The sequence below is a fragment of the Pseudolabrys sp. genome, assembly GCF_035943735.1.
In the GTDB taxonomy this organism is placed as follows: domain Bacteria; phylum Pseudomonadota; class Alphaproteobacteria; order Rhizobiales; family Xanthobacteraceae; genus Pseudolabrys.
In genome coordinates this window covers 162,841-185,841 of sequence record NZ_DASZBV010000019.1, presented here as the reverse complement: position 1 = coordinate 185,841, position 23,001 = coordinate 162,841, and the positions used below count along the sequence as shown (strand labels likewise).

The following is a 23,001-nucleotide window of genomic DNA, read 5'->3' as shown; positions in this document are numbered from 1 at the left end:
CGCTATTGCGGCTTGGCGCCGATCTCCTTCACCACCTTGGCCCACTTCGCGGCCTCGGCGGCGATGTAGGACTTGAATTCGTCAGGTGACTTGCTCGGGCTCGGCAGCATGCCGGCCGTCGCCATGTGCGCGCGCACGGTCGGGTCGGCGAGCGCCTTCACGACCGCGTCGTGCAGCTTGGCGACGATCGGCTGCGGCGTGCCGGCGACCGCGAACAGGCCCTGCCACGATGAACTGACACTGTCGGGATAGCCGAGCTCGACCACGGTCGGCACATCCGGCAGCTCGGCCAGCCGTTCCTTCGTCGTCACCGCCAGCCCCTTCAGCTTGCCGGCCTTTACGAACGGCAGAGCCGACGAGTAGGTCACGCACATCACGTCGACGTGGCCGCCCATCAGATCGACCACCGCCGGCCCGGCGCCACCTTTGTACGGTACCTGGATCATCTTCAGTCCGGCGACGTGCTCGAACTGCTCCATCTCCAAGGTATTCAGGGTGCTGATGCCGGCCGCGGCGTAGTTCACCTTGCCCGGCCGCGCCTTCACATAGCTCACCATCTCCTTGAGCGAATTGGACGGAAAGTCCGGCCGCGTGATGAAGATGCCCGGTGTTTCCGACACCATGGAGACCGGTGCGAAGTCGTGCGCCGGCTTCACCTTCAGCTCGGGATAGAAATGCGGGTTGATGGCGATGGTGCCGACATTGCCGAAGAACAACGTGTAGCCGTCGGCGGCCGCATGCGCGGCGATTTCCATGCCGATATTGCCGGCGGCGCCGGACTTGTTCTCGACGACGAGTTGCTGGCCGAGAACCTTTTCCAGGCCCGGCTGCAGCAGGCGGATGGCGAGATCGGAAGCGCCGCCGGGAGCGAACGGCACGATGATGTGGATCGGCCGGCTCGGGTAATCATCGGCGGCGGCTGGCCGCGTCGCTACAAAGCTTGTCAGCAGGAACAGCAGCGCGATGCACGCGCGCAGCCGGGCGGCCGCGGTCTCCATGGGATCCTCCTCCTGGCACCGTTTTGATTCTTGTTGGCGCCAAGAGTAGCCACGCATTGCGCGCGCCGCCAGCGGGGGTGGTCGCGGTCAGGCGACCGCCTTCATGTCGTCGGCATCGAGCGGCAGCTTCACCGACTGCTTGCGCTTGGCCGACAAGTCGAGCGCCTTGGTCAGCATCAGGTTGCGATGGGCTTCCTCGACGGTCGCCGCCGCGGTCGGCAGGCCGAGCGAGACGCGGTTGAGCCAGCTCACGGTCTCGTCCGCCATCGGACCGCGCAGTTCGCCGAGGGCCATGTCGCCGGGCGGGTAGCTGCCCATGAAGTCGACGAGCCGCGTCGCGTCCGGGTTATAGCCTTCCGATTGCGCCTTCGACACCGCGAGCACGATGTCGCGATGCGTGTCGTCGATGGTGAGCACGCCGGTGGTGCCGGAGATGCCGACCTCGAGCGAATAGACCGCCGCCGGCCACGTCACCGGCATCGCCCACGACATGCTCAGATGATAGACGGTGCCGTCGTCGAACATGATCATCCCGGCGGTGGCGTCTATGCCCTGGTAAAGCGGGCCCATCACCTTGTCGATTGAGCGCGCGAAGACCTCGACCGGCTTTTTGCCTTCGAGGCACCACATGCAGATGTCGAGCGCGTGCGTGCCGGAGATCACCATCGGCGAAATGGTCGAGGGGTCGTCGGTGCGCTTGTAGTTGTCGATCGCCACCAGTCGGTTCATGAAGGCGCGCGAGGTGACCAAGGTCACGTCGCCGAGCGCACCGGTGCGGCATTTCTCCTTCGCCGCCAGCCAGCGGCGGCGGAAGCGCTGGGTATAGCCGACGACGGCGTCGAGCTTGGCGTCCTTGATCAGCTTCAGCACGCGCGCGGATTCGTCGAGCCGCGTCGCCAGCGGCTTCTCGATCAGCATCGGAATGCCACGCTCGATGCAGGCCATGATCGGATCGACGTGTAGATGCTCGTCGGTGGCGATGATGGCGCAGGTCGTCTCCGGCCGCTTGATCAGCTCGACGTGGCTCTGCGTGACGAAATCGGCGCTGATCTTCGGGCCGACTTCGCCGGCGCGGTTCGGGTTCTTCTCGGCCAAGCCGATCCATTCGACCGCCGGATGGCGCGCCGCCACCTCGCCGCGGAACAGTCCGACGCGGCCGCCGCCGATGATCGCGAGCCCAAGGCCCTTGGCTGATTTCTTCATGTCCTGTCTCTCCCGAACGCTTTCGCGGGTTTGGCGATTCGTAACTGCGCCCTCTCCCCCCGTGGGAGAGGGCAGCCGCAGCTGTGCAAATTCAAAGAATGGGTGAGGGGGCTGGGACTGTCGAAATGCCGCCCCCCTCACCCAATCGAGTGCGTGAGAGTCCTAAATGCCCTCTCCCACAACGGGGAGAGGGCGCAGCGACGGGCGCCCACACTCGCGGCGCTGTCGTTCAATCATTCACTCCCGCGCGGATCTTCTGCTTGAACTCGGCGATCGCCGAGATGGTCTCGTTCGACAGCGGCAGGTCGACCGGCTCGTTGCGGTCAGCCGACAGATCGGCGGCGCTGTAGGTTTCCATCACGCGCCGCGCCGATTCCGGCGTCACCATCACCGGCGTGTTGCGGATGCAGGCCTCGAGGAAATGGATCGTCTCCGGCCCCATGCCGCCGGCGAAGACATTGTCGACCCATTCGCCCGGCATCGTCGACATCGGGAATTCCTGGCCGCGCTCCACCGTATTCAGCCAGTTGTCGCGCTGGGTGTCGTCCAGCATCAGCGCGCCGTCCGTGCCCGTGATCTCGATCCAGGTGGCGCAGTAGTTCGGGTAGCTCGGCGGCAGATTCCAGCCGCCGCCGATCATCACCACGACGCCGTTGTCCATGGTGACGGTGGTGAACATGATGTCGTGCGAGCCGTTGACCGGTTTCATGTAGCCATAGGCGCCCTGCGAGTAGACGCGCACGGGCTTGGCCGGCTCCAGCAGCCACATGACGAAGTCGAGGTCGTGCGTCGATTCCATCACCACCGGCGAGAGCCGCACGCGGCTGGCGATCTTCTTGCCGAGCGAGCGCGACAGGTGCCGGCTCACCAGCACCGAGACGACGGTGCCGAGCGTGCCGTCGGTGATCTTCTTCTTGGCGTAGGCGATCTTCGGATTGAAGCGCTGCGAATAACCGATGGTGAATTTCAGATTGTTGCGTTTGGCGAGATGGATGAGCTCGTCGGCCTCCCACAGCTCCAGCGCGATCGGCTTCTCCAGCATCACGTTCTTGCCGTTCTTCAGGCAGTCGCGGCAGATCGGATAATGGTTCGATTCCGGCGTGGTCGAAATATAGACGACCGAGATGTTCGGATTGTCGATGATGTCCTGATAGTTCGCGGTCGCGGTGGCGGGCTTGTACAGCGCCTTCACCTCGGCGAGGCGGTCCGGGCGGATCTCGCACAGATGGAGCTTGTCGACGAGCGCCGTGCGCGCCAGCGTTTCGGCGCGCGTGCCGCCGACCCAGCCGACGCCAATGACCGCAACTTCAACCGTTTGCACCGGACGTTTCCCTTGTCTTGTTTTGATGCGCCACGGCGGGCCCGCCGTGCGGGTCGCACACTAGCCTCTTGCGCGCCCCCGCTCAAACGGGGGCGACGGCGCCGAACCCGAATACCTGACGGGCGAATTGCGGGTAGACGTCGGCCAGTTGCGGCGCCACGACCTCGCGCAGCAGCCGCAGTGTCCCGGATGTCGGTGCAGGCGTTTCCGGCACCTCCGACGGGCGGTCGAAGTCGAAGCCGGTGTTCTCGATCACCTCGTCGAGCGTATGGCACGGATGCACGCTCTCCAGCCGGAACCGCCCGTTCGCGAACGAGAACAGGCAGCGATTGGTGACCAGAGCGATCGGACCGCCGGTGCGGAACACGTTCGGCGCGTTCGAGCCCGGCGCGCTGACGAAGTCGACCTCAGGGACCAGAGTGCGACGCGAATGTTCGGTGCGGAACAGGATCACCTTCGGCACCACGTAATAGAGATAAGCCGAGCCGAACGAGCCGGGAAAGCGCACCTTCGGATGACCGTGTTCGCCGATCTCGACAAGGTTGATGTTGCCGTGGCCGTCGATCTGACCGCCGGACAGGAAGAAGACGTCGATGCGGCCTTGGCCGGCGCAGTCGAACAGTTCGCGGCCGCCGTCGGTCCAGAAGGTGTGCGCCGCGCTGCCGAGGAGTGAGACGTAGGGCCGGCCCTTGCCGCGCTCGCGCGCGAGCAACGCGGCGGTCGCCGGAATCGGCGAGGCATTGCCGACCGCGACGTGACGCACGTCGCCGATCAGATCGGCGATCACCGAGGCGAGCAGTTCTTCGTCGCGGACGGGACGATCAGGCGGCGCGGCGCTCATACACATACCTGTCGAGATATTCGGCGAAATCTTCCGGCGTCGCGGCCATCTTTGCGTACAAGGCCAGATGCTCGGCGTCGCTCTTGTAATGGTCGGGCAGCGGTAGCGGCCAGGCGCCGCGTTCGGCGATGGCGATGTGCTCGACGTAAAATCCCGGCAGCGTGCCGGCGGCGAGGACCGGGTCGGCGAGCAGGTCACCGTCGTGCATACGCTCGACGGTGACGACGGTCTTCTCGGCTGCATGCGCCATCGTGGTCAGCTCGCGCTGGCGGCCGATCCACACATTGCCGAAGCGGTCGGCCATCGGCGCATGGAACAGCGCCACGTCGGGTTTGATCGCCGGCAGCAGCACGATCGGATCGTTATTGCCGAACGGGCTGTCGATGACTTGCCAATCATCGCGATACTTCAGCACGTCGGAGTCGATCAGGCCGCGCAGCGGCATGAACGGCACGCCCTTCTCCGCCGCCTGCAACGCCGCGTGCAGCGCCGGACAGGTGGCGTCCTTCATGGTGATGGTGCCGCCGGTGACGGCGGCGGTGAACCGCGGCGCCGGGCCGAATTCGCCGAGGCTGACCGCGCTCGTCTCCAGCGTCGCGACGCAGCCGGCACCGATCAGTAGGTCTGCCTGCAGGCTCGAGGTCGGTAGCGCCACCAGATGCAGGCGCCGGACGCCGCGGCGGATCAGCGCTCGCGTCGCCGCCATCGGCACGCCAGCGACCTCGCGCGGCACCACCAGCAGGGTGCCGTCGCCGATCAAGGCCAATACCTCGTCGAGCGAGGTGATCTGTGCCATATCTCTCGCCCCGGATTGCGGTGCGGCCGCTCGGCCGCGTGGGGCAATCTGTCATTGCCCCGCTTGCCAGGTCCACTGGATTTTGCGACTTGGAGCGCCGCATGACCCTTGAAGAAAAATTGCGCGCGGGCCGTTTCGTCCTCACCGCGGAGGTGACGCCGCCCGTGTCCGCGGACCGCGGCGACCTTTTGGCCAAGGCGCTGCCGCTCAAGGACCTGGCCGATGCCGTCAACGTCACCGACGGCGCCGGGGCGCGCGCCCACCTTTCGGCGGTCACCGCAGCGGGTTTGCTGCAGGCGGCGGACATCGAGCCGATCCTCCAGCTCACCTGCCGCGACCGTAACCGCATCGCCTTGCAAAGCGACCTTCTCGCCGCTGCGGCGCTCGGCGTGCGCAATCTGCTGGCGCTGCGCGGCGACGATCCGTCCGCCGGCGATCAGCCCGACAGCAAGGCCGTGTTCGATCTCGATGCGCGCCAGTTGCTCGACACCGCGCGCCGCCTGCGCGATGCCGGCGAACTGCCGACCGGGCGCAAAGTCGGCGGTAAGCCGCAGTTCTTCCTCGGCGCCGCCGACAATCCGATCGACCCGCCGCCGGGCTGGGAGCCCAAGGGCCTCGTCGCCAAGATCGACGCCGGGGCGCAATTCGTGCAGACCCAATTCTGCATGGACGCGCAAGTCGTACGCCGTTATCTGGCGCGGCTCGAGGACTGTGGCCTCGGCGGCAAGCTCTCCTTCCTCATCGGCATCGCGCCCTTGCGCTCGGCGCAGTCCGCGCGCTGGATGAAGGAGAAGCTCTACGGCACAATCATCCCGGACGCCTTCGTCACCCGCTTGGACAAGGCCGCCGACCCGATCGCCGAAGGGCGCCGCATTTGCCTCGAGGTCATCGCCGATCTGACGGCGATCCCGGCGGTGGCCGGCTGCCACATCATGGCGCCGGGCAACGATGCGGCCGTGCCGGAGGTGATTGCCGAGGCACGCGCCACAATGCCGCGTTTGCGGGCCGGCTAGGAGGGCCATCCCCGCTGTCGTGCGGCGGCGAAAATAATGCTACGTTTGCTGTCAAAGGGCGCCAAAAGGCAGCCATGAAAAGGTAAGGGGAGGATAAGAATGCACAAAGGGATTCGCAACTGCGCCGGCGCCGCTGTGGCGGTCGCCGTCGCCGCGCTCGCGATGTCGGCGCACGCGCAGGAGAAGGTCTGGCGCCACGGCCTCCTCAATGCCAAATCGGACGCCGGCATCTTCATGATGATGTCGACCCGCGACTTCGCGAAGAAGCACGGGCTCAAGCTCCAGATTTCGCAGTTCAAGGATGACCAGCTCGCGCTCAAGGCGCTGATCGCGGGTGAAATCGACAGCTTCGAAGGCGGGCCGCAAGGCGTGTTCGCGGCGGATGCACGCGGCGCTGACGCACGCATCATCGGCTGCCATTGGATCGTCGTGCCGCACGGCATCTATGCCAACGAGTCGATCAAGAGCGTTAAGGATCTGCAGGGCAAGAGCATCGCGGTTTCCTCGCCGAATACGATGCCAGACCTGCTCGCGCGCGCGGCGCTGGAGGCAAACGGCGTGCCGGTCAATTCGGTGAAATTCGCTGCGGTGGGCGGCGACCGCGAGCGCTATCAGGCGCTGATCGGCGGCGTCGTGCAGGCCGCCGTTGTGTCGAACGAATATCAGCCGATCGCGCCGAAAAGCGTGCATCTGCTGCTCGCCGGCCGCGACGCGTTGCCGAACTTCCTGCGCGTCTGCATTGCTTCGACCGCCAGCAAGCTCAAGGCCCGCGGCGACGACGCGGTCAAATTCCTCGCGACGGAAATGGACGCGCTCAATTATGCCCTGACGCACAGGGCCGAGACGGTGGCGCTGACCAAGGAGATCACGCACGCGAAGCCGGACGACCCGCGCGCCGCCTTCGTCTTCGACGACGCGGTGGCGCATCACGAGGTCGATCCGACGTTGCCGCTGCCGAAGGACAAGCTGGACTGGGTCCAGGGCCAGATGGTGAAGGCGGGCAAGCTCACGAAGCCCTTGCCCATCGACAGCGTGATCGCGCCGGAGTATCGCGAAAAGGCGCTGAAGCTGGCCGGGCACTCATAAGCCGTCCCGGGACGCCCGAGCGGCGGAACCCGGTTTCCAGGCGACAACATTGGTTCCTCTCCGGGCCGCGCCCCGCGCGCGAGCCCGGAGCAGCGATTTCGATCGGAGTTCTGAATGGGTGAGGTAACTTTCTTCGACGTGTCCAAGCGCTTCAGCTTGCGCGTGGACAACGAACTGCACACGGTGCAGGCGCTCGACCGCGTCAATTTCACGGTGAACGACGGCGAGATCGTCGCGCTGATCGGCCCGTCCGGCTGCGGCAAGACGACGGCGCTGCGCGTGGCCATGGGGCTCGACGCTTCGACCTCGGGCCGCGTCACCGTCGACGGCAAGGCCGTGAGCGGCTGCGGCTATGACCGCGGCATGGTGTTCCAGCACGCCGAGCTGCTGCCCTGGCTGTCGGCGTTGCAGAACGTCATGTTCGGGCTGGAGATGAAGGGCATGCGCGGCGCCGAGCTGCGTACGACCGCCGAAAAATATCTCGATCTCGTCGGCCTCAAGGACTCGCAGAACCGGCGGCCGCATCAGCTCTCCGGCGGCATGAAGCAGCGCGTGGGCATCGCCCGCGCGCTCGCCATCGATCCCAAGGTGCTGCTGATGGACGAACCGTTCGGCGCGCTCGACGCGCAGACGCGCGAGACGCTGCAGGCCGAGTTGCTCGAAATCCATGCCCGTACGAAAAAGACCGTGATCTTCGTCACCCACGATCTCGATGAAGCGGTGCTGATCGCCGATCGTATCGTGGTGATGAAGCGCGGCCGCGTCAGCGAGGTCATGACCGTGCCGCTCCGACGTCCGCGGCCCGATCTCGGCGTGGTCCGGGGCATGCCGGAGTTCGCCGAGACTCGCTACAAGGTGTGGCGCACGCTGCACGAAGAAGAGACGGTGCACTGATGGTCGACATCGTGGACACGGAAAACAAGGCCGCCGCGCCGGCGGAAGCCGCGCCGCGCCGTCCGATGCCGCGCTGGGCCATTACGCTGATCTCGATCTGCGTCATGCTCGGGCTGTGGGAGATTTTCGGGCGCCAGGTGAACCCGGTGTTCGGCTCCTATCCGAGCGCGATTGCGGTCGCCTTCTGGGAGTTGCTGATCAGCGGCGATCTCGGCACAGCGATGGTGCAGAGCCTGCAGCCGTTCCTGCTCGGCTACTTCCTCGCCATCGTTTTCGGCGTCCCCATGGGGCTCATCATCGGCCGCTTCCGCTGGGCCGAAGCGGCGTTCGGCATCTACGTCACCGCCGGTTACGCCATGCCGCTGGTCGCGCTGGTGCCGCTGCTGGTGCTGTGGCTCGGCCTCGGCTTCGCGGTGAAGGCGTCGGTCGTGTTCCTAATGTCGGTCTTTCCGATCTGCATCAACACCTGGCTCGGTGTCATCGCCGTGCCGAAGACACTGATCGAGGTCGGCAAATCCTTCGTCGCTTCGGATATGGTCATTCTACGTCGCATCGTGCTGCCGGCAACACTGCCCTATATCATGGCCGGCATCCGCCTCGCGGTCGGCCGCGCGGTGGTGGCGATGGTGATCGCCGAGTTCTTCACCACGATCTCCGGCCTCGGCGCGGTGATCATCAACTCGGCCAACAATTTCGACACGGCGACGATGTTCGTGCCGATCATCATCCTGATGGTGATGGCGATCGGGCTGAACAGCTTCATCGGCTGGGTCGAGCACAAGGTCGCGCCCTGGCAGGCCGAGATCACCGGCCGCGACCGCGACTAGACGAAAGGCGCGGCAGCGGCAAACCCGCTGCCGCCGCGCTTACGTCGCGATTCCCTGCACCGCGGCCAGGAGATCGCTCACCTGCTGCTTGCCGATGCCGCGCGTGATGAACACGACGCGGCCATGGCGATCGTCATCGGGCCATGCCTCGAGCTCGGTCGGCTGCTGCGCAAGGTGCTGCACGAACTGCACCACGACCGGCCCCTTGCAGCCTTCGACGGCGAGCAGCCCCTTGACGCGCAAGAGGTCCGGTCCGCGCAGGGCGATCAGCGTGTCCATCGTACGCGCGAACACCGGCCAGGCGACCGGCTTATCGAATTCGAGCACGAAGCTGCCGATGCCGTCGGAATGCTCGGCCTCGGCGACGAAGGCGTTGCGCCGCGCGGTGACGGGCTCGGTGAGGCGCCGCGGATCGATCGCGCCGCTCACCGCGACATCGACCTCTGCGCGCGGGTTGAGGGCGCGCAGCCGCGCCATCAGCGCCTCGCCCGCCGCCTGCCCGGCGACATCGGTTTTGCTGATCACCAGCCGGTCGGCGAGGATCGCCTGCTTGCGCGCCTCTGCCGACCAGTCGAGCGTTTCGGCGCCGGTGACCGCGTCGGCCACCGTCATCACCACCTCGACGTGGAATGTGTCGGCGAGCGCGCGGTCGGTGGAGAAGGTCTGCAGGATCGGCGACGGATCGGCCAGCCCGCTGGTCTCGATGACGACGCGGCGGAAGGCGGGGATGTCACCGCGCTCGCGGTCGATGACCAGCTTGCGCAAGGTCTCCTGCAGATCGGTACGCGAGACGCAGCAGAGGCAGCCATTGCCGAGCAGCACGGTCTCGTCGGCGCTGGCGCGCACCAGCGCGTCGTCGATGCCGGCGGCGCCGAACTCGTTGACCACGACGGCCGTGCCCTGGCCTTCCGACGATTGCAGGAAGCGGTTGAGCAGCGTGGTCTTGCCGGCGCCGAGGAAGCCGGTGAGCACGGTCACCGGAACGCGCGCGCCGCGTTCGCGCCGCTGCCTGCGGCCGAACGGGCCCGCGGCCGGAGAGGAGAAGAGGGAGGTCATGGGCCTTACTTTACCTCTCCCCAGTTGAAGTCGGATATATCCGACTTCAACCAATTTCAAAGCCGAACTCCGGTGAACCCGAGTTCAGATGCGGGGAGAGGTCGATTCCGAGCGTAGCGAGGAAATCGGGTGAGGGGGCTTAGCCGCGAGTCTGAGCAGTTCGAAACGCCCCTCACCCCGACCCCTTTCCCCGCAAGCGGGAGAGAGGGAGAACTCAGAAATCCATCTCCAGCGTGTAAAGGCCGCCGGAGAAGCGGTCGACCACGTAGATGACCTCGCGCTCGTCGACATAGACGTCGTTGAGCTGCACCGCGCCGACCGGCGAATTGGCCGGCGCCGGCGGCACGAAGGCCGCGATCTCCTTCGGCTGGTACGCATTGGAGATGTCGTAGGCGCGCAGGCCGCCGTTGAAGAACGTGCCGAACACGATCTGGTCGGAGTGGAAGGCCGTCGGCACCGGCGTGTTCTCGTGGATGTTGTGTGCGCCGAAGCGGCCGCCGCGGTCCTTGTAGGCGTCGACCGGCGGCAGCGGGCAGGTCGAAATCGGCACCAGATGCTCCTCGTCGCGCGCGTCGAGCACCCAGATCAGCTTCGGCCAGTCTTTGGCGTTGTTCTCGGTCGACTCGTCGGTGACCAGCATCAGGTTGCGGTCGAACAGCGGCACGGCGGTGTGCATGAAGCCGGTGTAGGGCGGCGAGTTGGTCCAGTGCGAGATGACCTTCGGATTGGCCTTGTCCTTGATGTCCATCACGAACATGCCGCCGTCGATGTAGCAGAGATACATCCGGTCCGGCCGCTGCGGATAGACGTTGGTGTTGTGCGCGCGATAGCCCTTGTCGAGCGGATGGCGCGGCGGCGGCGCGACGTTGTCGGTCGCCGAAGTGCCGGGGATCCACCAGCGGCCGACCTCGACCGGCTTCGACGGATTGCGCACGTCGATGCAGCGGTAGAACTGGTCGTCGAGCGGGTTGGATGGATTGAAGTCCGGCGCGCCGGAGGCCATGTGCACGTACTCGCCGTCGCAGAACCACAGCTGGTGCACGCCGCGCGAGGTCGCTCCCGAGCAGTCGAAGAACGAGATCGAGCGCGGCTTTTCCGGCACCGAGATGTCGAACAATTCGAGCCCGGCCGGCTGCTGGCCGACCTTCTGCGTCTGGTAGGCGACCGCCATGATGTCGCCGGAGACGTCGAGCGAGTTCGAGCGCATATGCGTCTGCGGCAGCGCCGTCTGCACCACGACCTTCGGGTTGCGGGGGTCGGAGACGTCGACGCCGGTGAAGTTCTTCGGCGCGCTCTCGTGCGCGATCCAGGCGATGCGGCGGCCGTCCTTGGCGACCTGCACCGCAATGCCTTCGCCCATGCCGCCGAAGCCGCCGAGGTCATTCTGCGCAAGCAGCTTGAAATTCCAGGTCACGGGCTCGCTGCTCTTGTTGAGCGGATTGGTCGCGGCCGACATTCGCGTCTCCGGGTCAGGGGATGGACATCAAAGGAACGCCGGCGCGGGAGGCGCCGGCGCGGGATTTGTAGCGCAGGCGGGCGCGGCCGTCATCCCACCCGTCTCGCAAGGCTGCCGCGACGGCCGTCGGTGACGGCTTTCGCAGCGTGCAAATCAGCCCATGGCCTTTTTCACGAAATCCTTGCGGAAGAGCTTGTTCCAGTCCGGCACCGCCTTGATCTTCTTGGCGGCGATCAGCACCTCGGCGTGGTGCTTCATGTAGGCATCGAGGTCGTCCGGCCAGTCGATGCCGACCTCCACCCGCGCCAGCGCCTTCGCGAAGGTCTCCTTGGACATCTTGTAGCCCTTGGACGTGTAGAACGAGTAGATCTTGTCGGCGACCTTGTCCGGCTCGTTCTTGAAATCCTTGGCGACGTCGAGCCAGGCCTTGATATAGGCGACGATGGCGTCCGGGTTCTTCTGCACGAATTCCGGGGTCGCCGCCATGAACACCGGCAGCTTGTCGAACGAGTAGAAGTCCTCGAGCGAATTGGCCAGCCCGTTCGCTTCGGCGATCGCGTTGTACGGCTCGACATTGACCATCGCGTCGACGGTCTTGGCCGCCATGGCCGCGACCATGTCGTTCACGTTCATGCGGACTTCCTGATAGTCGCCCTTCTTCAGGCCCGCTTTGGTGGCGATCTGGTCGACGAAGATGTTGCCGGTGGATGAGCCGGTCTGGTTGGCGACCTTCTTGCCGCGCAGATCGGCGACCGTCTTCATGTTGAGGTCCTTGCGGCCCATCACGCGTGCGGTCTTGCCGACGTATTCGATCTTGGCGATGGCGATCAGGCCGCCTTTGTCGTAGCCGATGAGCAGCGAGGGACCGGCATAGGTGCCGAGATCGACCTGGCGCGCGACCTGCTGCTGCATGGTCAGGTTGCCCGACGGCACGGCGAATTCCTCCGCCTTGATGCCGTGCTTCTCCAGATGACCGGAGTGGAGCAGGTAGTAGGTCGGCATGCCCCACATATTGGTCTGATAGCCCTGCTTGACCGTGGTCTCGGCCATCGCCGGACGCAGTCCGAAGCCGGCAGCGAGTGCGCCTGCGCCGGCGACCGCCAGCGTCTGCCGGCGCGTCATGCCCTTGTTCGTCATTGTCATCCTCCCTGGGTGTGTGCCTTGCCGTTGCTTTTCTGCCCCGCCTCGCCGCCGCCGGCGTCATGGCCGAGGTGACGCAGCAGGTTCTTCTGCCATTCGAGGAAATCGGCGCTCAGCGGATCGCGTGGCCGATCGAGCGGAATGCGGATGTCGGCCTTTACCGTGCCGGGATGTGCCGACATCACGATGACGCGGTCGGCGAGATAGACCGCTTCGCTGACGTTATGCGTCACGTAGATCACGGTCTTGCGCGTCTCGCGCCAGACATCGGCCAGGAGCCGTTGCATGTCGTCGCGGGTAAGCGCGTCGAGCGCCGCGAAGGGCTCGTCCATCAGCAGGACGGCCGGGTTGTAGGCGAGCGCGCGGGCGATGGCGACGCGTTGCTGCATGCCGCCGGACAGATGGTGCGGGAACGAAGCGGTGAATTTCTCGAGCTTGACGAGGCGCAACTGCTCGCGCGCGATCTTCTCGCGCTCGTCCTTCGGCACGCCCTTCATCTCCAGGCCGAAGGTCACGTTGCCGAGCGCGGTGCGCCAGGGGAAGAGCTGCGCGAAGTCCTGGAAGACGACGCCGCGATCCATGCCGTGCCCCGTGACGGCCTTGCCGCCGATGCGGATCTCGCCGGCGGCCGGCGCCAGAAAGCCGGCGATGATGTTGAGCAGGGTCGACTTGCCGCAGCCGGAGGGGCCGACGATGCAGACGAACTCTGAGGCGTCGATATTGATGCTGACGTCCTTGACGCCGGGCACCTTGCCGCCCGGCGTGTCGTACATCAGCGAAACGTCGCGGATTTCGATGGGAAGCATTGTTCGTTGTTATCCTTTCGCCGCCCGCACCATGCCCCAGCGATGGACGGTCGCGCGCTCGATCGAGCCGAACACCAGCCGCTCGAAGACAAAGCCGATGATGCCGATCACCACGATCGAGGCGATCATGATGTCGGCCTGCAGGAACTGCTCGGCATCGAATATCACCCAGCCGAGTCCCCAGTCCGACGCCGCGATCATCTCCGCGCCGACCACGGCGATCCAGGCGCGCAGGAAGCCCTGCCGCATGCCGGTGATGATGAACGGCGACGCGCCGGGCAGGATCACTTTCCAGAACAGATTGCTTTCGTCCGCGCCCATCGCGCCGGCGGCGCGCAACCACAGCGGATTGACCGCGCGCACGCCGGACCAGGTGTTGAACAGGATCGGGAAGGTCGCGCCGTAGAACACCACCAGCACCGTCGTGGTGTTGCCGAGCCCGAACCACAGCATGAACAGCGGCACCAGCGCGAATGAGGGGATGGGCATCAGCGCGCTGACCAGCGGCAAAAAGAAATTTTCCACCGGTTTGAAACGCGCCATCAGGATGCCGAGCGTCACGCCCAGCGACGTCGCCAGCGTGAAGCCGACCAGCACGCGCAACAACGTGGCGCCGGCATGCTCGAACATGCTGCCGTCCGCCAGCATGCCGTACAGCGTGCTGGCGACCGTCTGGATCGTCGGCAGCAGCACCTGCGGGAACAGCCCGCTATAGGACACGCCTTCGTACAGCGCCGCGGCGCCGGCAATGGCCAGCGTGCCGCGCACGAGGGAGCGTTTGCGCTGCTCGTCCATCACATCGACCCCACCATGCCCCAGCGCACGACCGTATAAGCCTCGATCTTCTGGAACACGTATTTCTCGAGCAGGAGCCCGATGACGGCGATGACGACGACGCCGGACATCATCGCCGCGGTGTCGAGGAATTCGCGGGCACCGAAGATCAGCCAGCCAAGGCCGAAGTTTACCGACGCCAGCATCTCCACCGCGATCAGGATGCGCCAGGCCTGCGCGAGGCCGAGCCGCAGTCCGGTCAGGATGTAGGGCATCGCACCGGGAAGGATGACGTGGCGGAACAGCCGGTGCTTGTCGGCGCCCATCGACTGCGCTGAGCGCAACCAGATCTCCTTCACCGCTTTCACGCCGGTCCAGCTGTTGTAGATGACCGGGAACATCGACACGAAGGCGACGAGCAGGATGGCCGAAAACTGACCGGGCCCGAACCAGAGCAGGAACAGCGGCGTGTAGGCGAGCCCCGGAATCGGCGCCAGGATCGACACCAGCGGCAGCAGGACGTCCTCGATGCGGCGCGAGCGTCCCATCGACACGCCGATCGTCATGCCGATCACGGCGGCAAGGGCGAAGCCGGACGAGAGCCGGATCAGCGTATCGATCGTGTGGTGCGGCAGCACGCCCGAGACGGTGAGACGGACGAAGGAACGCGCGATGTCTTCCAGCGTCGGGAACAGCTGGCGCGGGAAAATGCCCGAGCGGGCGACGATTTCCCAAATGGCGCCGACCACGACGAACGGAAAGGCATTGCGGGCGAAAGCCCGCAGCCGCTCGCCGGCGAGCGGGGACGCCGGTGCCGGAGCCTGAAGTGTCGCGGCTTCCTGCATGGTGCCGGCAGCCTCCTCCCTGAGCTTTTTATCTTGGCAGCGAACGGGTTTCGTTCGTCTGCGGTCGCGAGCCTTGTTCCCGGCCTTGCGTGTAGGATAATGCTCTTCCGCTGCCGGCCACAAGGAGGCGCGGTCAATCCGCCGCACGGGTCCAGCCGGCCTCTGGCGCTATGCCCTCAGAACGGGTAAACGCCTGCCGCCTCGTCTGCGACGGCGGCGGATTTAACGGGAGAGTTTCGGGATGTCGAAGACGGAAATGAAGATCGGCTGGATCGGCGTGGGCCGCATGGGCTACCAGATGGTGGAGCGCCTGTTGAAGGCGAACCACGACGTCTCGATCTGGAATCGCACCAAGGCGAAGGCCGAACCGCTCGCCCAGCACGGCGGCAAGATCGTCGATACGCTCGCCGAACTTTCCGGCGTCGACATGCTGTTTGCCATCGTGTCGGAAGGCAAGGATCTCGAAGAGGTCTATTTCGGCAAGAACGGCATCGTCACCAATGCCAAGGGTAAGCTGCCCAAGGTCTTCGTCGATTGCTCGTCGATCTCGGTCGAGGATTCCGAGCGCATTCGCGCGCGGCTGAAGGACCACGGCGTTGCCTTCATCTGCGCGCCCGTGTCCGGCAACGGCCTGGTGATCAAGGCCGGCAAGCTGTCCGCGGTCGTCTCCGGTCCGGAAGCCGAGGCGAAGGAGGCGATGCCGGTCATCGAGGTGTTCGCGCCGCGCGGCGTCTCCTACGTCGGCGAGGGCGAGTTGGCGCGCATCTGCAAGATCGCGCACAACGTCATGCTCGGCGTCGTCATCGAGAACCTGATCGAGATCACGCTGCTCGCCAACAAGATGGGCGTGCCGCGCCACGCCTTCCTCGCCTTCATGAACAACGGCGTCATGGGTTCGATGTTCACGGCCTACAAGACGCCGGCTTTGGTCAATCTCGACTGGGCCGCGACCTTCACGCCGGAACTGCTGCGCAAGGACCTCGATCTCGGCCTCGAGCTTGGCCGCGAGTGGGACGTGCCGATGCCGGTGACGGCGGCGACCCGCGAAGTGATCCAGCAGCACATCGGCAAGGCGCTGTCGCAGCCGAACAGCAAGGAGATCCTCGCCCAGGACTTCGCCAAGATGGCCGAGACCATGGCCGAGCTCTCCGGGATGAAGCTCGCCAGCGAGAACAAGAACGTCGGCACCGGCCTCTGAGTTTTTCGGAACGCGAACGCCGCCCTGCCTCGGCAGGGCGGCGTTTTTGTTGCGCGCGTCGCTTACGGTTTCGCGATGTGCCAGCTGTTGTTGAGGAAGCCGTCGCCGGTGATGTCGCCGGGCTTGTGGTCGTTCTTCCACGTGTACAGCGGCTTGCCCTTGTAGGCCCACTGCTTGCCGCCGTCGTCGCGCGCGATGATCGCGTAACCCGCGGCGGGTTTGGCGTCGGCGGACGCCATCAGCGGCGGCCAGTTGCCGGCGCACGGGCCGTTGCAAGCCGACTTGCCGCCGGCATCCTTGTCGAACGTGTACAGGGTCATCCCTTTGGCGTCGGTGAGCACCTGGCCCTTGCTGGTTGTGCCCATCTTGGTGGGCGCCATTTGCGCGTGCGCGGCGCCGACCATGCTCAGCGTTGCGGCGGCGATCGCCGCGAACAGAATGCGTTTCATGATGTCCTCCGGATTGTTGTGGACGAGAACGTCCGTTGCTTCCGAGAGGACAAATGCCGCCGCGGAACGGCTATTCCGGCCGGCGCGCGATGAAAATTTTTCTCAAACCCTGGAATAATCGTGGCCGGCGCCACAAAAAAAAAGGGCCGCTTTCGCGGCCCTGTGTGCAGAAGGTGGAGGATTCACGCCGTCGCTAAGCCTAAGGGAGGAAAACGACGGCTGCGCACGAACCCACTCAATCGGTCGGGGGCGTATATCACAAGTAAAATGGCCATAAAAATCCCGGTGGATTTTGCCGCGACTTTTAGCGCATGATTTCATCAACAAAAGCAGGAGGAACGCGATGGCTTATCGGCTCTACAACGCGCCGCAATCCACATGCAGCCAGCGTGTGCGCTTCGTGCTGAACGCGAAGGGCCTGCCGTTCGAGGAGATCAAGCTCAACCTGCTCGAAGGCGACCAGCTCAAGCCCGATTACCTCAAGCTCAATCCGAATGGGGTCGTGCCCACGCTCGACCACGACGGCGCCATTGTCACCGACTCGACGGTGATCACCGAATATCTCGACGAGGTCGAGCCGGACGCGAGCTTCACGCCGGAGGATCCGGTGGTGCGGGCGCGCATGCGCACGCTGATGCATTTCATCGACGAGATGCCGGCGGCGGCGGTGCGGGTGCCGACCTTCAATCTGGCTTTCCTGCCCAAGTTCCAGGCGATGAGCCGCGATGACTTCGTCGCCATGGCCGAGTCGAAGCCGTTGCGGCGCGAGTTCATGCTGGCGATGGGCCAGACCGGTTTTCCCAAGGAGGAGATGGACGCGGCGCTTGGCCGCCTGCGCCGCTCCTGGGAGCGCATGGACACCGAGATCGGCAAGAGCGGCGGTCCGTGGCTGCTCGGCAAGGACATCAGCCTCGCCGACGTCACCGTCATGCCGGCGCTGGTGCGCATGCATGACCTCAATATGGCCGACTGGCGTGACCTGCCGCGCGTCGCCACCTGGTTCGATAATATCCGCGCCCACAAGGCCTTCGCGCCAACCTACTACCACGGCTCGCTGCTGTCGGAACGCTTCCCGCATCTGAAGGCGACAATCGCGAAATCGGCGTAAGCTGCCCGCGCAGCCGGCCGGTGCCCGGCCAGCAACAGGGAGTTCGCCGATGAATCCCATCACCCTTCTTATCACCGTCGTGCTCGCTGCGGTGGCGGCCGGCCTGATCATGTCGGGCCTGCTCGTGCCCGGCGTCGTTTTCGCGATTGCCGCCGCCTTGGTCTTCTTCGCGCTGAAGATGGCGAACAACTGGGAGCGCTTCGTCATCCTGCGCGCCGGTCGGCTTTCGAGCGTCAAGGGGCCGGGCCTGTTCATGATCATCCCGGTGATCGACAGCATCGCGGCGGTCATCGACGAGCGCATCCAGACCACAGGCTTCAACGCCGAGCAGGCACTGACGCGCGACACCGTGCCGGTGAACGTCGACGCCATCGTGTTCTGGCACGTGCACGACGCGCAAAGCGCCGCGCTCAACATCACCAACTACCGCGAGGCGCTCGATCGCGTGGCGCAGACCTCGCTGCGCGAGACCATCGGCTCCTCGATGCTTTCGGAGTTGTTGTCGGAGCGCAAGCAGGCCGACGAGACCTTGCGCACCGAGATTGCGCGCAAGACCGAAAACTGGGGCATTTCGGTCAACGCGGTCGAGATCAGGGACGTAGCCATTCCGGTCGCCCTGCAGGACGCGATGTCGCGTCAGGCGCAGGCCGAGCGCGAGAAGCAGGCGCGCGTCATCCTGGGCTCCGCCGAGGCCGCCATCGCCGCCAAGTTCGTCGAGGCGGCGGAAACCTATGGCAGCAACGCCGCCGCACTACATTTGCGGGCGATGAACATCATCTACGAGACCACCAAGGAGCGCGGCGCCACCATCCTGATGCCGACTTCGATGGTCGATTCGATGAGCGTCGCCCTGCCTGCCGCCTTCGGCGAACAGAGCCGGACGGTGGCGCAGCCGCCGTCGAAATGAGCCGCAAGCCGATTATGACAATTGTGACAAGGTGGTGACTCGCGCATTAATCGCCCGGGAACTTTTCGCGCCTAAGCAGGACGTGTTTCGAGAAGACAGGTCTTGCAATGTTGCGTCCGCTGCGATTTCGATTGTCGATTGCAACCAAGGCGATGGTGCTGATCGGCGCGCTCGGGGTGCTCTCGTCGTTCGCGAATTTCTTCTCGTGGCGTAACCTGAACGAGGTCGATCGCGTCGATGCCGTCGCGGCCCGCGATATCGCGCCGGCGCGTCTGGCTCTCTCCGAGGCCAAGATCGCGGTCACGACGCTGGGGCTGGACACCTACAAGCTCGCCGGCATGACCGATCCCGATCTGGTGCAGCAGGCGATCTCCGATCGCTCCAACAGCTACGCCACGGCCCGGCTCTGGCTCAACGGTGTTCTCACCTACTTCCCCGACCGCCGCGACGACATTGCCCGCATTCTGGGCAAGGTCGATCTGCTCAATGGCATCTCCTCGGAAATCTCCGCCCGCGTCGCCAGCGGCCATCGCGACGGCGTGCAGGCGCTGTTCGAGTTGCGACTGGAGCCGGCGCTCGACGACGCCATGTTCCAGATGAACCATCTGATCAACATCATGGGCGGCCAGATGCAGGTCACGATGGAGGATGCCGCCAAGCGCAAGCAGGACATCTTCAGGATGATGCTGTGGGTCCTGATCGGCGGCACGCTGGCCACCGTGGCGTCCGCGCTGCTGCTGGCGCACCGCGTCGTGACGCGACCGCTCGAGCGGCTTGCGGGCGTCATGCGCGAGATCGTGGAGGGCCATCTTGACGCGCCGATCGACGGCTTGCGGCGCGGCGACGAGGTCGGCACCATGGCGCGCGCCGTGCTGGTCTTCCGCGACAATGCTGTCGCCCTTCGCGAGGCCCAGCAGATGCGCGCGCGCGCCCGCGATCAGGCGGCGGCGGACAAGCGCGCGGTGCTCGAGCGGCTCGCCGCCAATTTCGAGGCGAAGATCCTCGGCGTCACCGGCGCACTGGCCGAGTCGGCGGCCGCGCTCGACCATTCGGCGCGGTCGATGAGCGGGCTGGCCGACGAATCCGGCCGCTACGCACAGGCGGCGGTCTCGGCTGCCGTCGAGACGACGCAAGTCGCAAGCACGGTGTCGCAGGCGATCGACGAACTGTCGATGGCGATGCACGACATCGACGCACAGCTCGTCAATGCCGGCGGCGTCGTCGACGAGGCGACGCGCCGCGCCGACGCGGCGGTCGCCAGCGCCGGGGGGCTCACGCCCGCGGTCAGCGAGATCGAGAAAGTCGCCGGCATGATCAACGCCATCGCCGGGCAGACCAACCTCCTCGCCTTGAACGCCACCATCGAAGCGGCGCGGGCGGGCGAGGCCGGCCGCGGCTTCGCCATCGTGGCGCAGGAGGTGAAGACGCTGGCGACCCGCACCACGCAGGCGCTGGCCAACATCCAGAATCACACCGGCTCGGTGAGCGGCATCATCGGCGACGTGCGCAACGCGACCGGGTCGATGTCGAGCGTCATCGCGCAGGTGGACGAGGTGGCGCGCGCCATCACCGAATCCGTCAAGTTGCAGAATCTGGCGACGCGGCGCATCGCCGAGAGCGTCGAGGGCGCCGCGGTGCGCGCGCGCGACGTGTCGGAGACGATCGGCGGGGTCAGCGATTTCGCCAGCCGCACGCGGGCGGGCACGCAGCAGATCCTGCAGGCGGCGGCCGATCTCAACCGGGAAGCAAGCGCCCTGCAGGACGAGGCGCAGGACTTCATCGCCAGCGTGCGCGCCGCCTAGCCGGCGGTCGGGACGGGGACTGGCGCCGGCGCGCGGCGGCCTTTCGACTGCTCGAAGCCGTGCATGCCGATGAACCACTGCATGGCCACGACGCCGCCCTTGATCGGCTGCAGCAGCGCGAGGGTGGCGATAAGCGCGATCGCCGGCCACATCGTCATGCTCAGCCACAGCGGCGGCGCGTATTCGGTTTCCACCGCCAGCAGGATCGGCACCAGGACGTGGCCGACGATGACAATGTCGAGATAGGCGGGAAAATCGTCGGCCCGGTGATGGTGCAGTTCCTCTCCGCAATCCGGGCAGGCGTCAGCCACCTTGAGGAATTTGCGGAACATACGACCGCGGCCGCAGGCGGGACAAAGCCCACGCAAGCCGCGCATGAGCGGCTCGCTCGCTTTGGCGGCCTGGTTAGCGGTGATGACGGCGGTCTGGCTCATCGTGGGGTCCCGAAAGGCAGAACACGGACATAGAAGCGGTGCCGGGCCAGAGCCAGCGGCAGAAGCGCAGGACTGCCCTGCGCGCACGCACTAAGAGAAAGGGGCCGCTAGGGCCCCTTCCCAGCTCGATGCGGCCGCTGGCCCGGTTCAATACCGGTTGGCGATCGGCAGTTCCTCCGCCGGGAACAGCGAGATCAGGCGGCAGCCTTTGTCGGTGACCACGACCTCTTCCTCGATGCGCGCGGCGGAGACACCGTCGGTCGCCGGGCAATAGGTCTCGATGGCGAAGACCATGCCTTCCTTGATCTCGGTCGGATGGTCCATCGAGATCACGCGCGAGATGATCGGCCGTTCGTGCAGCGCAAGGCCGAGGCCGTGTGCGAACTGCAGGCCGAAGGCCGAGATCTCGTCCGGGAAGCCAAATTCGTCCGCCTTCGGGAACACCTCGCAGATATGCGCCGTCGTGACGCCAGGCTTGATGCGCTCGATGGCGCTGTCGATCCACTCGCGCGCCTTCTTGTAGGCGTCATGCTGCGCCGGCGTGGCGCGGCCGACGTTGAAGGTGCGGTAGTAGCAGGTGCGGTAGCCCATGAACGACTGCAGGATATCGAAGAAGGCCTGGTCGCCCGGGCGGATCATGCGGTCGGTGAAGTTATGCGGATGCGGATTGCAGCGCTCGCCGGAGATGGCGTTGACCGCTTCGACGTCGTCGGAGCCGTGGCGATAGAGGAACTCGTTGACCATGGCGACGATGTCGTTCTCGCGCACGCCCGGCCGCAGCTTCTCGTTGACGAGATCATACGCGCCGTCGACCATCGCGGCGGCGCGGTTCAAGAGCGCAATCTCGTCCGCCGACTTGATCTCACGCGCTTCCAGCATGATCTGCTGGCCGTCCGCGATCGTGACGCCCGCCTTCTGCAACTCAAACATCATGGCCGGCTCGACGATATCGACACCGACCGGCATCTTCTCGACGCCGGCTTCCTTGAGCAGCGAGAAGATTTCCTTGGCGTGCTTTTCCATAAGGCCGAACGACGGCTGGATGGTGCCGCGCAGGCCGAGCACGCCTGCCTTGCAGTTCTCGGGCTTCAGCCACGGCGAATAGAGCCTGTGGTGGACGGCGGCCGAGCCGAAGTCCCACAGGATCGGATCGCCATTGCGCGTCAGCAGGGCCCAGCGCGAAATCTTGTCGCGCTCCCACTCGCCGATCTTGGTCGAGGTGATGTAGCGGATGTTGTTGACGTCGAAGACGAGCATCGCGCCGCACTCGGACGCTTCGAGCGCCTGCTTGATGCGGCCCAGGCGATAGCGGTGCATGCGGCGGTAGTCGACGCGTTCCTCGAAATCGACGCCCATGATGCCGAGCGAGGGCAGAGCGCGGCCCCAGTTGTAGCGCGGGTTGATATCCTCGGCGCGGATTTGCAGCGGATCGCGCGTTCTCTCGTCCATGTTGGGGTCCTCCTGCCGTCTGACGACGGGCTCATCGGTCTTGGCGCCCGCGGGCGCGTTCGGGCCGCTTATACACCCCGGCGTACCCCTCGTCATGTCGGAGGCGCGCCGCTACATCGCCGCGACCACCCGCGCCAGCGTCGCCCGTAGCTTGGCTGATTCCTCGACGCCGAAGGCCGTCTCGAACTCCTTCTGCGCATTGCGCCAATGGTGGGCGGCGTCCTTCAGGCGCGCCTCGCCGGCAGGCGAGAGCCTGATCACGCGCGCCCGCTTGTCGCGTTCGTCGGCGGCGACGGCGATCAGCCTGTCGCGCTGGAGCGGCTGAATGGCGCGGCCCAACGTCGTGCGGTCCATGGCCATGCTTGCCGCCAGCGCGTTCACCGACATGGGCCCGAGGCGGCCGAGCTTCGACAGGATTGAATACTGGTTGCCGCGCAAATCCACAGCCGCCAGATGCCGGTCGTAAAGCTGCGTCACCTGCCGAGCCGCCTGCCGGATGGCGAGGCAGTTGCAGATCGGGTCTTCGACGGGCGGCGGCGTCCTGCGCATGGCTCGCATTCCCAAAATGGGTGCATATGCACCTTGTTCATCCTCACCA

The 23,001-nt window shown here is 65.6% G+C and carries 23 protein-coding genes; 8 read left to right on the top strand and 15 right to left on the bottom strand.

The window, feature by feature from the left end; translation table 11 throughout:
* Positions 1 to 2 precede the first annotated feature (2 nt).
* The 5 genes from VGV41_RS13775 to VGV41_RS13755 all read right to left on the bottom strand — a co-directional run bounded on the left by VGV41_RS13775 (position 3) and on the right by VGV41_RS13755 (position 5,159).
* Positions 3 to 998: a tripartite tricarboxylate transporter substrate binding protein gene (locus tag VGV41_RS13775; RefSeq protein ID WP_326864411.1), complete on the bottom strand. Its 996-nt coding sequence runs from the start codon at positions 996 to 998 to the stop codon at positions 3 to 5.
* 87 nt (positions 999 to 1,085) lie between these two features.
* Positions 1,086 to 2,201 (bottom strand): Gfo/Idh/MocA family oxidoreductase, encoded by a 1,116-nt coding sequence (locus VGV41_RS13770; protein WP_326864410.1) that lies wholly within the window; start codon positions 2,199 to 2,201, stop codon positions 1,086 to 1,088.
* A gap of 229 nt (positions 2,202 to 2,430) precedes the next feature.
* Entirely contained in the window at positions 2,431 to 3,522 is a 1,092-nt protein-coding gene (locus VGV41_RS13765) for a Gfo/Idh/MocA family oxidoreductase (RefSeq protein WP_326864409.1), read from the bottom strand.
* An 82-nt stretch (positions 3,523 to 3,604) separates the two neighbouring features.
* A complete protein-coding gene (locus tag VGV41_RS13760; RefSeq protein ID WP_326864408.1) occupies positions 3,605 to 4,363 on the bottom strand; it encodes a CoA-transferase in 759 nt (252 codons plus the stop codon).
* Positions 4,344 to 5,159 (bottom strand): CoA transferase subunit A, encoded by an 816-nt coding sequence (locus VGV41_RS13755; protein ID WP_326864407.1) that lies wholly within the window; start codon positions 5,157 to 5,159, stop codon positions 4,344 to 4,346. The genes VGV41_RS13760 and VGV41_RS13755 overlap by 20 nt, the downstream gene beginning before the upstream one ends.
* A gap of 101 nt (positions 5,160 to 5,260) precedes the next feature.
* On the opposite strand from VGV41_RS13755, the gene VGV41_RS13750 reads away from it, so the two are divergent.
* The 4 genes from VGV41_RS13750 to VGV41_RS13735 all read left to right on the top strand — a co-directional run bounded on the left by VGV41_RS13750 (position 5,261) and on the right by VGV41_RS13735 (position 8,979).
* The gene (locus tag VGV41_RS13750; RefSeq protein WP_326864406.1) at positions 5,261 to 6,172 is read left to right on the top strand and encodes a methylenetetrahydrofolate reductase; all 912 of its coding nucleotides are present in this window, start codon (positions 5,261 to 5,263) and stop codon (positions 6,170 to 6,172) included.
* Between the two features lie 99 nt (positions 6,173 to 6,271).
* Positions 6,272 to 7,258, top strand: a complete 987-nt coding sequence (locus VGV41_RS13745) for an ABC transporter substrate-binding protein (protein WP_326864405.1) — start codon at positions 6,272 to 6,274, stop codon at positions 7,256 to 7,258.
* A 114-nt stretch (positions 7,259 to 7,372) separates the two neighbouring features.
* Positions 7,373 to 8,152: an ABC transporter ATP-binding protein gene (locus VGV41_RS13740; RefSeq protein ID WP_326864404.1), complete on the top strand. Its 780-nt coding sequence runs from the start codon at positions 7,373 to 7,375 to the stop codon at positions 8,150 to 8,152.
* Complete coding sequence (locus VGV41_RS13735) at positions 8,152 to 8,979, top strand: ABC transporter permease (protein WP_326864403.1); 828 nt, start codon at positions 8,152 to 8,154, stop codon at positions 8,977 to 8,979. Before VGV41_RS13740 ends, VGV41_RS13735 begins: the two co-directional genes overlap by 1 nt.
* A 39-nt stretch (positions 8,980 to 9,018) precedes the next feature.
* Here the strand turns inward: VGV41_RS13735 and VGV41_RS13730 are convergent, their stop codons facing one another.
* The 6 genes from VGV41_RS13730 to VGV41_RS13705 all read right to left on the bottom strand — a co-directional run bounded on the left by VGV41_RS13730 (position 9,019) and on the right by VGV41_RS13705 (position 15,056).
* On the bottom strand, positions 9,019 to 10,035 hold the full coding sequence (locus VGV41_RS13730) for a GTP-binding protein (RefSeq protein WP_326864402.1): 1,017 nt from the start codon (positions 10,033 to 10,035) through the stop codon (positions 9,019 to 9,021).
* 214 nt (positions 10,036 to 10,249) lie between these two features.
* Positions 10,250 to 11,491, bottom strand: coding sequence for a hypothetical protein (locus VGV41_RS13725; RefSeq protein WP_326864401.1), 1,242 nt, complete (start codon positions 11,489 to 11,491; stop codon positions 10,250 to 10,252).
* 153 nt (positions 11,492 to 11,644) lie between these two features.
* Positions 11,645 to 12,628 (bottom strand): ABC transporter substrate-binding protein, encoded by a 984-nt coding sequence (locus VGV41_RS13720; protein WP_326864400.1) that lies wholly within the window; start codon positions 12,626 to 12,628, stop codon positions 11,645 to 11,647.
* A gap of 2 nt (positions 12,629 to 12,630) precedes the next feature.
* Complete coding sequence (locus VGV41_RS13715) at positions 12,631 to 13,437, bottom strand: ABC transporter ATP-binding protein (protein ID WP_326864399.1); 807 nt, start codon at positions 13,435 to 13,437, stop codon at positions 12,631 to 12,633.
* Between the two features lie 9 nt (positions 13,438 to 13,446).
* Positions 13,447 to 14,232: an ABC transporter permease gene (locus tag VGV41_RS13710; protein WP_326864398.1), complete on the bottom strand. Its 786-nt coding sequence runs from the start codon at positions 14,230 to 14,232 to the stop codon at positions 13,447 to 13,449.
* Positions 14,232 to 15,056 carry an ABC transporter permease gene (locus tag VGV41_RS13705; RefSeq protein ID WP_326864397.1) on the bottom strand — a complete coding sequence of 275 codons (825 nt, stop codon included), beginning with the start codon at positions 15,054 to 15,056 and terminating at the stop codon, positions 14,232 to 14,234. Before VGV41_RS13705 ends, VGV41_RS13710 begins: the two co-directional genes overlap by 1 nt.
* Positions 15,057 to 15,297: 241 nt before the next feature.
* Here VGV41_RS13705 and VGV41_RS13700 point away from each other — a divergent pair, with 241 nt between their 5' ends.
* Complete coding sequence (locus VGV41_RS13700) at positions 15,298 to 16,254, top strand: NAD(P)-dependent oxidoreductase (RefSeq protein ID WP_326864396.1); 957 nt, start codon at positions 15,298 to 15,300, stop codon at positions 16,252 to 16,254.
* A gap of 62 nt (positions 16,255 to 16,316) precedes the next feature.
* Here the strand turns inward: VGV41_RS13700 and VGV41_RS13695 are convergent, their stop codons facing one another.
* On the bottom strand, positions 16,317 to 16,703 hold the full coding sequence (locus tag VGV41_RS13695; protein ID WP_326864395.1) for a hypothetical protein: 387 nt from the start codon (positions 16,701 to 16,703) through the stop codon (positions 16,317 to 16,319).
* A gap of 343 nt (positions 16,704 to 17,046) precedes the next feature.
* Between VGV41_RS13695 and VGV41_RS13690 the strand changes: the two genes are divergently transcribed.
* From VGV41_RS13690 to VGV41_RS13680, 3 genes are all read left to right on the top strand, one after another.
* Positions 17,047 to 17,811, top strand: a complete 765-nt coding sequence (locus VGV41_RS13690; protein WP_326864394.1) for a glutathione S-transferase family protein — start codon at positions 17,047 to 17,049, stop codon at positions 17,809 to 17,811.
* A 49-nt stretch (positions 17,812 to 17,860) separates the two neighbouring features.
* Positions 17,861 to 18,718, top strand: a complete 858-nt coding sequence (locus VGV41_RS13685; protein WP_326864393.1) for a slipin family protein — start codon at positions 17,861 to 17,863, stop codon at positions 18,716 to 18,718.
* A gap of 131 nt (positions 18,719 to 18,849) precedes the next feature.
* A complete protein-coding gene (locus tag VGV41_RS13680) occupies positions 18,850 to 20,520 on the top strand; it encodes a methyl-accepting chemotaxis protein (RefSeq protein WP_326864392.1) in 1,671 nt (556 codons plus the stop codon).
* Here VGV41_RS13680 and VGV41_RS13675 read toward each other — a convergent pair.
* From VGV41_RS13675 to VGV41_RS13665, 3 genes are all read right to left on the bottom strand, one after another.
* Complete coding sequence (locus tag VGV41_RS13675) at positions 20,517 to 20,954, bottom strand: DUF983 domain-containing protein (RefSeq protein WP_326864391.1); 438 nt, start codon at positions 20,952 to 20,954, stop codon at positions 20,517 to 20,519. The two genes, VGV41_RS13680 and VGV41_RS13675, sit on opposite strands and share 4 nt — an antisense overlap.
* Positions 20,955 to 21,101: 147 nt before the next feature.
* Entirely contained in the window at positions 21,102 to 22,403 is a 1,302-nt protein-coding gene (locus VGV41_RS13670; protein WP_326864390.1) for a Xaa-Pro peptidase family protein, read from the bottom strand.
* A 111-nt stretch (positions 22,404 to 22,514) separates the two neighbouring features.
* Positions 22,515 to 22,952 (bottom strand): MarR family winged helix-turn-helix transcriptional regulator, encoded by a 438-nt coding sequence (locus tag VGV41_RS13665; RefSeq protein ID WP_326864389.1) that lies wholly within the window; start codon positions 22,950 to 22,952, stop codon positions 22,515 to 22,517.
* Positions 22,953 to 23,001 lie beyond the last annotated feature (49 nt).